This window comes from Scytonema sp. UIC 10036, assembly GCF_009725235.1.
Window position 1 is genome coordinate 117,243 of the sequence record NZ_WJFC01000007.1, and the last position, 14,669, is coordinate 131,911.

General features: G+C 42.9%; 8 protein-coding genes. 7 read left to right on the top strand and 1 reads right to left on the bottom strand.

What is annotated here, in order from left to right:
- Positions 1 to 46: 46 nt before the first annotated feature.
- From F7734_RS05600 to F7734_RS05615, 4 genes are all read left to right on the top strand, one after another.
- Complete coding sequence (locus tag F7734_RS05600) at positions 47 to 1,564, top strand: NADH-quinone oxidoreductase subunit M (RefSeq protein WP_207714025.1); 1,518 nt, start codon at positions 47 to 49, stop codon at positions 1,562 to 1,564.
- 180 nt (positions 1,565 to 1,744) lie between these two features.
- Entirely contained in the window at positions 1,745 to 2,875 is a 1,131-nt protein-coding gene (locus F7734_RS05605) for a CO2 hydration protein (RefSeq protein WP_207714028.1), read from the top strand.
- A 369-nt stretch (positions 2,876 to 3,244) separates the two neighbouring features.
- Complete coding sequence (locus F7734_RS05610) at positions 3,245 to 4,159, top strand: LPS biosynthesis glycosyltransferase (protein ID WP_155743749.1); 915 nt, start codon at positions 3,245 to 3,247, stop codon at positions 4,157 to 4,159.
- An 803-nt stretch (positions 4,160 to 4,962) separates the two neighbouring features.
- A complete protein-coding gene (locus tag F7734_RS05615) occupies positions 4,963 to 5,952 on the top strand; it encodes a DUF11 domain-containing protein (RefSeq protein ID WP_155743750.1) in 990 nt (329 codons plus the stop codon).
- 74 nt (positions 5,953 to 6,026) lie between these two features.
- Here the strand turns inward: F7734_RS05615 and F7734_RS05620 are convergent, their stop codons facing one another.
- Positions 6,027 to 6,248: a hypothetical protein gene (locus F7734_RS05620; protein WP_155743751.1), complete on the bottom strand. Its 222-nt coding sequence runs from the start codon at positions 6,246 to 6,248 to the stop codon at positions 6,027 to 6,029.
- Here F7734_RS05620 and F7734_RS05625 point away from each other — a divergent pair.
- From F7734_RS05625 to F7734_RS05635, 3 genes are all read left to right on the top strand, one after another.
- A complete protein-coding gene (locus tag F7734_RS05625; RefSeq protein ID WP_347566131.1) occupies positions 6,235 to 9,522 on the top strand; it encodes a hypothetical protein in 3,288 nt (1,095 codons plus the stop codon). The two genes, F7734_RS05620 and F7734_RS05625, sit on opposite strands and share 14 nt — an antisense overlap.
- Positions 9,523 to 9,574: 52 nt before the next feature.
- Positions 9,575 to 11,665 carry an OmpA family protein gene (locus tag F7734_RS05630; protein WP_155743752.1) on the top strand — a complete coding sequence of 697 codons (2,091 nt, stop codon included), beginning with the start codon at positions 9,575 to 9,577 and terminating at the stop codon, positions 11,663 to 11,665.
- A 98-nt stretch (positions 11,666 to 11,763) separates the two neighbouring features.
- Positions 11,764 to 14,502 (top strand): DUF11 domain-containing protein, encoded by a 2,739-nt coding sequence (locus F7734_RS05635; RefSeq protein WP_155743753.1) that lies wholly within the window; start codon positions 11,764 to 11,766, stop codon positions 14,500 to 14,502.
- Positions 14,503 to 14,669 lie beyond the last annotated feature (167 nt).

The following is a 14,669-nucleotide window of genomic DNA, read 5'->3' on the forward strand; positions in this document are numbered from 1 at the left end:
CATTAACCACTAACCACTATCCACTAACCACTATCCACTAACTATCATGCTCAGTCCCTTAATTTGGATACCAGCACTGAGTGCTGCTGTCATCGCATTTTTTCCCAAATTGACATCTCAAATTGCACGATGGATTGCATTTGCGATCGCATTTCTGCTCTTAATTTGGTCAATTTTTTTAGGCAGTCAATTTCAATTATTGAATTCTGATTGGCAATTTCAAGAGTACATTCCTTGGCTGGAAACATTAGGCATCAATTACCATTTAGGAATAGATGGTTTATCTCTACCTTTGCTCATCCTTAATGGATTCCTTACAAGCCTTGCTATTTACACGACTCATCCCCTCACCCATCGACCCCGATTTTTCTATACACTCATCTTGCTGTTAAATGCGGGTATATCCGGTGCTTTTTTAGCTCAAGATTTGCTGTTGTTCTTCCTATTTTACGAAATAGAATTGATTCCTTTGTATTTGCTGATTGCTATCTGGGGAGGCGATCGTCGTGAATACGCAGCCACAAAATTTTTGATTTACACTGCAATTTCTAGCATTCTCATACTTGCAGCTTTTCTGGGATTAGTTGGTATAAGTGGCGCTACTAGCTTTGATTACAATCCTTCAGTTTCAAATGCTTTACCTTTGGCAACTCAAATCCCTCTTCTATTGACAATTTTGCTGGGATTTGCTGTTAAAACACCTCTTGTTCCTTTCCACACATGGTTACCAGACGCCCACGTTGAAGCATCCACACCTGTATCCATGCTGTTAGCAGGAATCCTCCTCAAGTTAGGGGCTTACGGTTTTTTACGGTTTGGTTTGGGTTTATTTCCCGAAGCATGGTCAGTTCTCGCACCTTGGTTTGCAACTTGGGCAGTTGTTAGTGTTATCTATGGAGTTATTGTAGCGATCGCGCAAACAGATATGAAGAAGATGATAGCCTATAGTTCTATCGGACACATGGGTTATGTCTTGCTTGCTGCTGCTGCTGCAACTCCCATAAGTTTAACGGGTGCGATCGTTCAAATGGTTAGCCATGGATTAATCTCTAGCTTGCTCTTTCTCTTAGTAGGTATTGTTTACGACAAGACCTGCACCCGCAATTTGAATATCCTCAAAGGGTTACTTAACCCAGAACAAGGTTTACCTGTCATTGGAAGCCTCATGGTAGTAGCCGTTATGGCAAGTGCTGGTATCCCTGGTATGGCAGGTTTTGTTGCTGAGTTTTTGTGTTTTCGAGGTAGTTTTTCTGTCTTTCCCATACAAACTCTGCTTTGTATGGTCGGTACGGGATTAACTGCTGTGTACTTTCTAACACTAGTTAACCGCGCTTTCTTTGGTCGCCTTCCTGAAGCACTGGCTGAACTACCCCCTGTCAAATGGTCAGAACGCATTCCAGCCGTCATATTAGCAGCAATTATCATCCTATTTGGAATCCAACCTGGTTGGCTCATTAGTAAAAGCGAAGCAACCACATCTGCAATGAAAGTTACCCCCCTTAATCCCCCTTGGAAAGGGGGGAAATTGGATTTCCAGTTCCCTCCCCTTCCAAGGGAGGGTTAGGGTGGGGTAAAAACGAGGATTTCCAGTTCCCTCCCCTTTCCAAGGGGAGGGTTAGGTGGGGTAAAAACAATGCTAAAAACCTCGATTTGTAAGCTATACAGACTTGTATACACCATAGCCTAAAAAAGGGAAGCTATTGCGTAAATCTAGATTTATTACTTTTTCAGGAGAAAAACAATGATGGTTACTCTTACAAAACTCAAGCAGTCTTCCCATCCCCTCAAAGAATATATTCATCGTTTGGAAGCTGGAGAAAGTCTCTTACCAGATTCCCTACAAAATCTGCAAGAAGTTGTTGGAATTCTACATAGTTATGCACTTGTGTTAGATGCCTATTCCCAGAATCTTCTTTACATTGCTAATAATGCGTTCTTAGAACCATTTCCTCTCTTGAAATACCTGAATGGTGAAGCCACACCTAAAAATTTAATTCGCTATGGCTTGGACGATCGCTTGAATTTTGAATATGCAGAATATTGTACTAAAACCATGTTTTGGCATGGTGGAGGTAGTTTAGAGACTTACTTAAATTCTCCAGAATTTGAGCAATTAGCTCAACAAGCAATCCGGGCTAAATTTGAAGGCAATTTATTATTAAGAGGCTTTCATCATTTATTCAGCGCTTTCTTTCCAGAACAAATTAGGCAGTTAGCATATTACAGTGCTATGAGTCAATTCTGGAGAGTCATGAGCGATCTCTTTAAGGAGTTATCTCAGCTTTATAACCGTCAGGAAATCACTTCCATTTCTCAAGTGACAGAGTATATACAGTCTGGTTTAACTGTAGCAGCTAAATTACCCATCACCTATAGTGTTAGTATTCGCGGAAAACTTTACAAAATTATTCCGGAAACAGCAGGGTTAAAATTTTTGCAAGATGTAGCATTGCCTTATGTGGAAACCATTTTCTTTCGAGGAACCCCCTTTTTTGGTACAACTTCTTACAATGCACAAGCACGACAAATACCTCAAGATTTGTCTGAATTTGCTTATGGGGTCCTTTATGCCGATCCTCTCATAACGGGTGGTGCGGGAATTCCACCTACTTTACTCATGCAAGATTTGCGCCATTTCCTACCTCAGTACTTGCATGAAGTCTATATGCGATCGCCTCGAAAAGAAGATAATCTCCGGGTACAAATTTGCAGCAGTTTCCAGAAATCTATGTTTTGTGTTGTGACAGCGGCTATCAAAGGGCTATCACCCTATCCATTAGATACAAAAGAACCCTATCAACAACAAAGCAACCGCATATATCTGGAAAATTGGATGAATCGCTTCATTGCTTCTCGTTTGCCTCATGTCCAGTAAGATGTTTGCAACTTCTCGTTCCCATGCTCTGCGTGGGAATGTCTTTAAGAAGGCAAAGTGAGGTAAACACCATTCTACATTCATCTCCGTCCCATTGGCTCAAATGACAAAACTGTAATTACGTCCATAACTAAGTAAAGCATCAGTAATTTTTCAGAACTGTAGAATCAAAAAATTTTTCTGAAGAATTACCGATGTACATCTTCTGATTCTTTTTTATGCTGGATTTAACGTTCGGAATCTACCAAATAAGAGGGTGTAAAAATGACCAAAAACCACTATACCATAGAAAGACCAAGACGGTTAACAGCATAAATTTCCCCAATTTAATTAAACTCAGATTTTATTAGGTGAAGGAAAAAAAAGACTATGCTTGTGCTGGATAACCGTGAGTTGCGCGATCGCGTAGATACCCATTCAAATATAAGAACGAGAATCAATAAACTAATTCCTGATTCCTCTAGGTTAGTTGATTGTATTAGTCAAGTTTTCATCATTGCCTACAAGGAATCAACCCAGCAGCTTGAAGAAACTTTGATTCAAGAAGGTTTCCAATGTCATGTTCTCAGACAAGAACATAAACCCGATTATAAAAATTTTTCTCCTAGTTATCTATGTTTACTCAACCATAAAGAAGCTTGGAACAAAGCTGCGGTTGACAACCGACCAACTTTGATTATTGAAGCAGATTTTGTTCCAGTGGTAGGATTAGGCAAACTTCCTTTACCTTTTAATCCCCATCAAACTAATGTAGGCATTAGCTGGCTTTACACCTGCGCTCCTCAGCTTTATAACGTTTCAGCAAATGGTTATGCTGAAGGATGCTCTGTATCTACTGTTGCTTATATTGTTACGCCTCAAGCTGCCAAAATTTTACTCGAGTTAGGAGAAGCCGTCAAGAAAACATCAGGGTCTACCGCCTATTCTGCTTGGGATTCCACCATTGATATGTTTCTCCGCAATAGAAACTTGAAAAACTATATACCCTTCCGCAATTATGGGGAACATGGAGGACTGCCAAATTTAGAGCATTCTCGTTATGGGTTGAGTAAAACTCATAGAGCGGATATTCTTTATAATAAACTTGCTTTTATGCCTATTTACGCAACGGTAGGAGGAGGCGGTTCTCTCAAGTTTTTATCTGTAAGGTTTCAAGCTCGTCTCAAAGGAATAGCCCGTCTGGTATTAGGCAAATTTCTCCGCTTGCCAATTCTTAAAGGTTCTAGCGTACCTGCAAGGTTGGTAAATTTTGCGATTCTCAGGCAACTTTCCAGCCATCTGTAAAATACCAGCGAATTTTTGTAGGTTGGGTTGAGGAACGAAACCCAACAAAGGCTTGTAAACGTGTTTTCGCATTTTTAGGCTTAACCAACAAGTATTGGCTGGCTAGTAACCAGTGACCGAGCGAGAGGTTACTGGTTATCGAGATAGGAAAATATATTAGTGAAAATACAGATTTCATCTATAATTATCATTTTAAAAAAAGTATTATCTACATTATTTAAAATTGAAATAGATTAAGTTTAATTGCTAAAAAAATGTAATATAACTTTATAAAAAATTTGTTGTCATTCAAGATTTCTCTAGTTATATTGTAGGTCAGAAAAAGAACAAAACTACCTATTTAAATCAGAAGCACATCTACCTAAAAGTTAAATAGGGCATTTACCTGAAAGAGCCAGGACAAAGGTTTCCTGATAGATTTTGTCTTTGGAGACAGTAGAAGTACGTTAGCAGGTTGCAAAAAAAGGAATTGAGATTTTTTGGCAAATGCTAAAAATTTAAATAATAGGCATCTCCGACAACAAAATTCATAATTTTCTCAACAACATTTGTTATTCCAATGATGTTGGAATTAGGAATATGAATGTTTGATACAGCAAATTTCAACCTGGTGAGGTACAAAAATTACCCCCCTCTGTCCCCCCTTACAAAGGGGGGATGAAAGGGGGGAGCGTACCTCATGAGACTGAGAAAGGCTATATACAAAATATCAATCGATGGCAATCATACCTAAATCATTAATAGGTATCATTGTTGTTGCTATAGGTGTAGAAATGTAATTAAAAATAATTATAACTCTCATAATGAAATTAATCATCAAACAGATGAAGCAGTTATATCCTTTACTGTTTCTGTTTTTGCCTGGAATGTTTTTTTTTGCAATTTCAACAGTTACTGCTGATGAAGTGAACAATACTCCAGTTTTTGGAAGTGACAATCTTGACCCTACTAACTCTAGTGGCAATCAAATTACCAATACAGCTGTGCTTGGTGGTGAGAGCGTTCAGCCCATTAACACCAATCCTGTATCCTTTATTAGAGGGGTAGCAGCTTTGCAGATTATCAAAACTGCAGACCGCGTTGCAGTGGAACCAGGAAATACGGTCATTTATCGTCTTGCAATCCGCAATACTGGAGACTCAGCAGCTAACAATATCGCACTGACTGACACTCTCCCCTTAGGATTAAATTTGGAAACGCGATCGCTGCAAGCATCCCTAACGAGCGATAATGTTACCAAACCAGTTGCGGTATCGAGCACTCAAGGTGAAAATCGCACCATCACAATTAATTATGCTGGTAGCATTCCCGTACAAGGAACTTTGAACGTAGTCTATGCAGTTACGGTTACGCCAGACGCTGTAAGAGGAACAGGCAAAAATTTAGCAGTAGCGACTACTGGAAATATCAGAAGTAACACCGCCAGTCATTTGCTCAAAATTCGTCCCGGTATTGTTTCTGATTGTGCGACTTTAATTGGTCGTGTCTTTATAGATAAAAACTTTGATGGAGAACAGCAACCAGGAGAACCGGGCGTTCCTAACGCGGTGATTTACATGGATGATGGAAACCGCATCCTTACCGATGTCAATGGTATGTTTTCTCTAGCCAATGTGATTTCCGGGAATCGGACTGGAACTTTAGATTTAACTAGCTTACCGGGCTATAGTCGTGCTCCCAATCTTTACAGCATCAAGAAAAACAGTCAGTCACATCTTGTTCGCCTTGCACCTGGAGGAATGGGACGGATGAATTTTGCAGTCACTCCAGCATCTGGGGAGGGACGCCAATAAGATGACACAATTTGGTTCTAGAAAAATTAACCTGACTGTATTAACTGTTTGCAGTACCTTACCAGTTATACCTGTTATAAGTACATCTGCACAAACTGCAAATTTTCAAGATCGGCAAAACATTCCTTCTCCCAATCCAGCAGAGTTAATCGCACCAGTCGAAGATGATCTTGAACCTGTTTTTCATCTTCCCCATCTCCCCCATCTCCCCATCTCCCCATCTCCTTCATCTCCCCCATCTCCCCATCTTCCGAAGTCCGTATTATCACCCCTGTTCCAGGTGTGACGACTGCCAAAACTACAAATTTGGGGATTCAATATCATCCCAAGACAGAAATCAGGGTGACGTTGAATGGTAAACCAATTGATGCTTCTATCCCTCACTACTTACACAAAGATGAAGCACAACAGCTAAATACTCTAATTTGGTACAAAGTTCCTCTGGAGAAAGGTGAAAATACCATAACTGCTCGAGCAGTTGATGGTCAAACGGTCAGTATTCAAGTCATTGTTGAAGAGACAAAGAAAAAGATTACTATTGCTCCTACGACAGAACCTAGAATACCAGCTGATGGACGTTCTGCGATCGCAATACAAGGCAAAATTACCGATGAAAAAGGCGAACTCATACCTGAAGATGCCACAATTACCCTGACAGCAAGTGCGGGTAAGTTTGTTGGTGCAGATACTGATACAGACGCACCGGGATTTCAAATACTTGCTCGTGGAGGTGAGTTCACCGCCACACTGCAATCCAGTTTAGAAGCCCAGAACGTAAAGATTCGCGCCGCAGTGGATAACGAGGAACTAGAAGCATACACTTATGTAGAATTTATCACCTATCTGCGCCCTTCCTTGGCAACAGGAAGCGTAAATTTAAGGATTGGGGCGGGTGGTACAGATTATTGGGGTAGTTTCCGCGACTATCTTCACCCAGACAAGATTGGTCGTACAACTGTCGATTTTGATGCTGCAGTTTTTGCAACGGGAAAAGTAGGGGATTGGTTATTTACAGGTGCTTTCAATAGCAAACGTCCTCTCAACCTAGATTGCAACGGTGACAATCGCCTATTCGGTGGTATCCAATCCTGTGAAAAACAGTATCCCGTCTATGGTGACAGTTCCAGCTCTACAACAACAGCCCCTTCTATAGATAGTGTCTATGCTCGCTTTGAACGTACACCAAAAATACCGGGTGCAGAACCTGATTATTTCATGTGGGGTGACTACAGTACCCAAGAATTTGCGAGGAATTCTCAACTCTATACTGCGACCACCAGACAATTACACGGTTTTAAAGGAAATTACAACTTTGGTAATTTGCAACTAACGACTTTGTATGCAAATAATATTCAAGGATTTCAACGCGATACCATTAGTCCGAATGGTACAAGTGGATTTTACTTTCTATCACGTCGCTTAGTCGTTCCCGGTAGTGAAAGCGTCTTTTTAGAAGCAGAAGAAATCAATCGTCCCGGTACAGTCGTTGAACGCAAGCCTTTATCTCGTGTTGCAGACTACGAAATTGATTACGATCGCGGTACACTTCTATTTCGCCGTCCTATTTTTGCCACTGAATTAAATCCTTTTGGTAAGACTTTAGTGCGGCGTCTTGTTGTCACCTATCAAAACGAATCAGGGGAAGATAGCAACCTTTACGCAGGACGGTTGCAATATAACTTTAGAAATTTAGATTCAACAGAATTTAGTATAAATGGACAACCATTTATAGGTGCAAGCTACCTTCGGGAAGACCAAGGCAAGCAAGACTTTGAATTATACGGGGTAGACTTTTTTGTACCATTAGGAAATTCCAGTCAAATTATTGGTGAATACGCCCACTCCCGTCACAATACCCTTGCTTTTGGTGATGTCAGTGGTTCTGCCTATCGTTTAGAAGTCAATGGTAACATCGGTAAAACTTTTCAGGGGCAAGCCTATTATCGTTCAGTGACAGAAAACTTTGCTAATAACGCTACTTGGAGCTTTACACCCGGACAAACCCGTTATGGTGCATCTTTAACTGGGAAACTCAGCGAAACCACCAGCTTTAATGTAGGGTACGATCGCGAAGATAATTTTGGTATTGCCCCAGTCCAACAGACACAGTTGGTTGACCTATTCAATCCCCAACCACAACCCACACCGGGAAGTAAAGTAGATAATTCACTCACGACTTGGCGTGCGGGTATTGAGCAAAAATTTGGGAAATCTGACCTCAGTGTTGAGTACGTCAATCATTCCCGTAGAGATGGAATTAGTGACAAGTTTGATGGTAACGCCAGTCAGCTAGTCTCTCGTCTCAACGTTCCTGTCACCAAATCGCTGACTTTTCGCGCCCAAAATGAACTTAACTTTGGTGAAAGCGATCCGCTCTATCCCAACCGTACCACCTTAGGTTTAGATTGGGCATTATATCCAGGAGTCAGTATGCGACTGGCGCACCAGTTCTTTGATGGTGGGTTATTACAAGGTAATAGCATCACCAGTTTGGATACGGTTGTCGAACATAAATTTTCTCCAGATACCACTATTAGCGGTCGTTACTCTGTTCTGGCTGGTGCTGATGGCGTAACCGACCAAGCGGCTGTAGCACTCAATCATGGTATTCGACTTGCACCCGGATTAAAATTGAGTTTGGGTTACGAACACGTCTTTAAAGATATCTTTGGTGAGACAGGGGCGGGTGTTCGCTTTGCCCAACCTTATGCAGTCGGACAAAGTGCTTCTTCATTAGGATTATTTGCTGGAAGTACGTATAGTGTTGGACTTTCTTACACAGATAATCCAAAGTTCCAAGCAAACGCCCGGTTTGAATATCGTGATGGGAGTGAAGGTAATTATACAGTTATCTCAGCCGATGCAGCTGGAAAGCTGTCCCCTGCTTTAACCGCAGCAGTGCGCTATCAACAAGCAGGAGGAGCAAATCAACTGTTGCAGGGACTAGCACATACAGCAAATCTGCGTGTGGGATTAGCCTACCGCGACCCCAACGACGATAAATTTAATGCTTTGTTGGGGTACGAGTACCGTCAAAACCCCAGTATCACACCTGATACTTTGTTAGATGGTAACTCTAGTAGTTCTACTGACCATATTTTCTCTGCTGAGGCGATTTATGCACCAAACTGGCGGTGGGAGTTCTATGGCAAATATGCTTTCCGCAACAGCACTAGCTACTTTGCTGATAACTTTACCAATCTCAGTAGCATACATTTGGCGCAGTTACGCGCTACTTATCAGTTGGGCTACCGCACTGATGTTGCATTGGAAGGACGTTGGATAGGTCAACCATCCCAAGACTACAGCGAATTTGGTTTGGCTTTAGAAGGTGGGTATTATTTAACACCCGATTTACGCATCGGTTTGGGTTATGCCTTTGGTGGTGCGGACGATCGCGATTTTTCTGGTTATCGTTCGGCTGGCGGTCCCTACGTGAACATCAGTTTTAAGGTCAATGAACTGTTTGGTGGTTTTGGCAGACAAAAAGTCGTACCGCCGCAACAACAGGAATCAGTGGTTCAACCTGTTGGTGTTAAGTCTGAAACCCAGATAGGTGAGAAGGATTAATATGAAATATAATATACTTCTATTTATACGCAATTTTTCGCAGTATCCCTGGATGTGTATCGCTGTTTCTTTCTGGCTGATACTGCCAGAACTTGCAGTCGGTCAGTTACCATCTTCACCATCTTCTTTGCAGGTAATTGTCAACAGTCATGAGGATGGTGCGATACAACCAGATGATAAGCTGACCTTGCGCGAGGCAATTGAATTAGTCAATGGCAATCTTCAGGTACAGCAACTCAGTCAATCTGAAAAAGCGCAGGTACAACCTAGCCAGGGAAATGCACGTATTGAATTTAACTTGCCAGAAAGTGAAACGACGATTAAGTTACAGCAGGAATTACCACCTTTAGCAACACCAGGGTTAGTCGTGGATGGTACGACACAATCAGGTTACAATGCCTCTCGTTCGGCTACTGCGGAAATTGCCATTCCTATAGCAATAGTAGCGATCGCACCTGCTAGTGACAAAAATATACTTCGAGGTCTGACGGTTGTTGCTGATGGTGTTCAAATTCGCGGTTTAAGTATTTACGGTTTCCGTTCGTCTGCACAAGGGGCTACTCTAACAACACCCCCTGCTGACATTTTTATTTCCCATCGCTTACCACCTCCCAATACCAAACAGCAACAACCACCTAACAGTCATTTTCCCTTTGGTGGAAAAGATGTTCCGCCCAAAGGTGTGGTTATTGAGAATAACTGGTTGGGTATAACTCCGGATGAGAAAATGCCAGAGAAAACATCGTCTTTTGGAGTATACGTTTTTAACAGCACGGGAACCACAATTCGTCGTAACCGTATTTCTTTTCATGAAGGAAGCGGAATTATTACTTCGGTTCGCGCTGAAAATACTGCCATGCTAGAAAACATTATCATTGGTAATGGTATTGCTGGAATGCCTGATGCAGTTAGGTTAGAGGGCGTGATTGCTAATTCCCAACTCCAAGGAAATTTGATTTGCGGAAATGATGGGGCTGGTGTTTATTTATTCAAACCAACAGGTCAGGTAAAAATTCGAGATAACCGCATCATTTTTAATGGTAAGCGTTTGCGCCGTGCTGCAGTGTACTTGATGGGGAACGCACATCAAGTGATGGATAATGAAATTCGCAACCAAACCGGACCTGGAGTGGCGGTGACTCCATTTTTTCCCAGTCGGGGAAGTGGTTTTGGTTCTGCGATGGCTAACGTCATTCAAAATAACAGGTTTGGAGAGTTAGAAGGTTTAAGTATTGACCTCAACACTCAGCAACAACTAGATGTCAGCGATTTTCAACGAGGGGATGGTCCCAACCCCAAACGCAATAGCCCTAACCGCCGTCAGGAAACAGCAAATGGGGCTGTAAATGCACCGGAGTTTGCTAGTTCTGAGTTGTTGATAGTCAATGGTAAGGTATTAATTGATGGTAAGGCAGACCCCGGTTCTCAGGTACAAATTTATCGAGTTTTGGGGACAGAAAATAAGTATGGACCCTTGAGCGAACCGCTAGCAATATTTACTGTAGATGAACAAGGAAAGTTTAGTGGGAGTTTAACAGGTTTACAAGCAGGGGATAGAATCAGTGCGAGCGCAACCCATCCCCAATACGGTACTTCTGAACCAGCCTTCAATGCCAAAGTAGGGGGAGTAGGAGGAGCAAGCAGAGACAAAACTATTCAAATTCCCATTCAAATTCCCCAATGTGTTAGCAAACCACCAGAACCCACACCAGAACCCATACCCGTACCCGAACCAGTTCGTATTAAAGTTCCGCGCATCATTCACTTTGCTTTAGACAAAGACTTTATCAGCCAAGAGAGTGCGGCGGTACTCAATCAAGTTGTAAAGCTTTTGCAGGAGTATCCTTTCATCATCATAGAAATTGAAGGTCACACTGACATCCGTGCTAGTGATGAATATAACCTGGATTTAGGCAAGCGACGAGCCATGTCAGCGAGAAATTATTTACTAAAAAAAGGAATTGCACCAGAAAGAATGACGATTCGTTCTTTTGGAGAAAAACAGCGCCGGACTGCAGGTAATAGCCGTATTGATACTGCACGAGATAGACGTGTAGAAATTATTTTCCAAGACACAAGGGGTTTGGAAATCATTCTTGAAGAGCAAGAAAACGATTTACAAATAGAATCTCGCACTAACTGAGTACAGGAGGCGGAGCCTCCGAATCAGGCATTCCCAGGCGGAGCCTGGGAACGAGGTGTTAGCCATTAGCCATTAGCCATTAGCCATTAGCAATTAACATGAAAAAAATATCCAAGCACAATTCGCTGCAACTGATTCGTAGTCTTATTCTAATACTTACCACCTTGAGTTATCAAAGCCTGCTGTTGTTCGTTGAAACTAACGTTTCCCAAGTCACAGCTCAGATAACACCCCAATTGTGTGCTACACCGGGCAAAGATGGGCCAAGTAGTATAGGCGGAATCATTAATACTTACTACGCTGGTGCTCCAAACACAACAGTAAGCGCAGGTGCAACCTCCATTCCTGTAGGTGCAATTAATCCCGACGGTACTACCACCCCAATTACGGCAGGTGACTTATTGCTCGTTATTCAAATGCAAGGAGCGGATATCGATTCTAGTAATACTGACAGTTATGGTGATGGAGCCGCAGGTGGTGGGAATAATAGCAATACTTCTCTTGCCCCCGCAACCACAGGAGCTAGTGGAAACCTCAACAACGCCAATTTTATTGTAGGTAATTATGAATACGTTGTAGCTACGGGGTCTGTGTCAGGTGGTTCAGTGCCGATCCAAGGGACAGGTGCAGGGGGAGGGCTGATTCATTCTTATGCCAATACCCCTTTTGGTTCTCAAGGTCAAAGAACATATCAAGTTATTCGCGTCCCGCAATATTCCAGCGCTACAATGAATTCTAGTCTGACCGCTGCTCCTTGGAATGGTGCTAGTGGAGGAATTTTAGTTTATGATGTTGCAGGTAATCTTAACCTCAACAGTGCGACTGTAGACGTGAGTGGCAAAGGCTTTCGCGGCGGTGCTGGGCGTCGGCTAACTGGCGATACTGGTAATTCTACAGACTACGTGACTTTATCAACTAACAATGCCAATGGTTCCAAAGGAGAGGGTACTGCTGGAACACCGCGATTTGTACTTAACGCCGCTACAAACTCATTCATCGATAATGTTACCGAAGGTTATCCGGGAGGTAGTTACGGTCGTGGCGCACCTGGTAACGCTGGCGGTGGAAGCACAGATGGTTTCCCATCTACCAACGAACGCAACTCCGGTGGTGGTGGTGGTAGTAATGGCGGTAGCGGAGGTATGGGAGGTCGTTCTTGGACGTCTGGATTATTTGTGGGTGGTTTTGGCGGATCTGTCTTTCCTGCTACAAGCAGCCGTGTTGTCTTAGGTGGGGGCGGCGGTGCAGGAACAACAAATCAAGCCACTACTGCGTCTATTGGTGTTCCCAGTACCGGCATTGCTAGTAGTGGGGCAAATGGTGGTGGAACGGTATTAATTCGCACAGGCAGTGTTAGCGGCAGTGGTGTTATCAATGCCAATGGAGCCACTGCTTTCGATGTCCGGCAGGATGGTACTGGTGGGGGTGGTGCTGGTGGTAGTGTGGTGGTTAGCGCCACTAGTAATAACCTTTCTGGTCTGACCGTAAATGCCAGAGGTGGTAACGGTGGCAACGTCAAATTCAGCAGTCTCACCCAACCTTTTCAGGGAGCTCACGGTCCTGGTGGCGGTGGCGGTGGTGGTGCCGTATATACTAGCCCCGGTGCAATTGTCAACGTTACAGGCGGACAAAGTGGAATAGCAAGCGATCCAGCTAACCCATTAGACCCTGGCTTTGGTGCTACCGCAGGTACAGGAGGTATAAATCAACCTCCCAGCAGTATTTCTGGTGTCAGTCCCGGTGCTGAGTGTGTTCCTTTATTAACTATAACTAAAACTACCAGTACACCCGGTCTAATTGTCAAACCTGGTAAGGCAATTTATACGATCGCTGTTGCGAATGCTGCCAATCGAGGGACAGCCACTCAAGTGGATATGTCCGATCCGTTACCCAGTGGTTTTAGCTTTGATGGCTCAACCACTCCCACTATAACTTTAAATGGAGGGGCAACACGCACCAGTACAACCAACCCCACCTCTGGCGCAACCAATCTTGACTTTGGTCAGTTTAACATTCCCGGTGGAGGTAGCGTGCAAATAACCTTCTCTGTTGATATTGCTGAGACTGTACCTGATGGGGTTTATAACAACGGTGCTACTGCTACTTATTTAGACCCCACCCGCACTACCGCAAATGGAACAACAAGTACAAGTTATGACCCAGCAACACCAGGAGAAGACGTGACTGTTAGTTCGCCAGTTCTACCTACGCCAACTCCTACACCAACTCCTACACCAACTCCTACACCAACTCCTACACCAACTCCTACACCAACTCCTACGCCAACTCCTACGCCAACTCCACCTCCAATCTTCCGCTTGCGAGGAGTCAAACGAATTACAAACGTAGTGAGAAACGGTGTTTCTCTCAATGGTATAAACTTTAATAATTTTATCGACGATCCCAATGATTCCAATGATAATGCTCCTGGTTGGTCTCAACTTATACCACGAGGATTTCTCAGTCTTAGTTCTCAAGTACCATTACGGAGTGGCGATGAAGTAGAATATACAATTTACTTTCTGGTTGATGGCAACCAACCAATAACAAACGCTAGATTATGTGACCCCATCCCCAAAGGAACAACATTTGTTACCAACAGTTTTGGTTCAACTAACGGTCTTTTGGTAAATAGAGCTAACACAATTACATCTAAAACAAATTCTGTAGATAGCGATGAGGGTAGCTTTTTCTCACCCTTAGCCCCTTTAAGTCAGAGCCATGTTTGCCCCAATCAAACCAATCCTACAGGTGCCATCATAGTTAATTTTGGAACTCTTAATTATACTTCTGGGAGTAATTTTGGCTTTGTTCGTTTCCGCGTTAGGGTCGATTGACCGCAAGAAAGGCAGAGGATAAAAGAGAATGTAGTATTTTTTTAGACAATTTTATCTCCTCTATGCGGGAGCATCCCAATTTGGAAAAAACACGCTTGCGATGTTCGTAATCGCGGCTACGCATATCTAAAATTAGTCCTTGCCTTGCGGACTTCGTTTGTATAGCC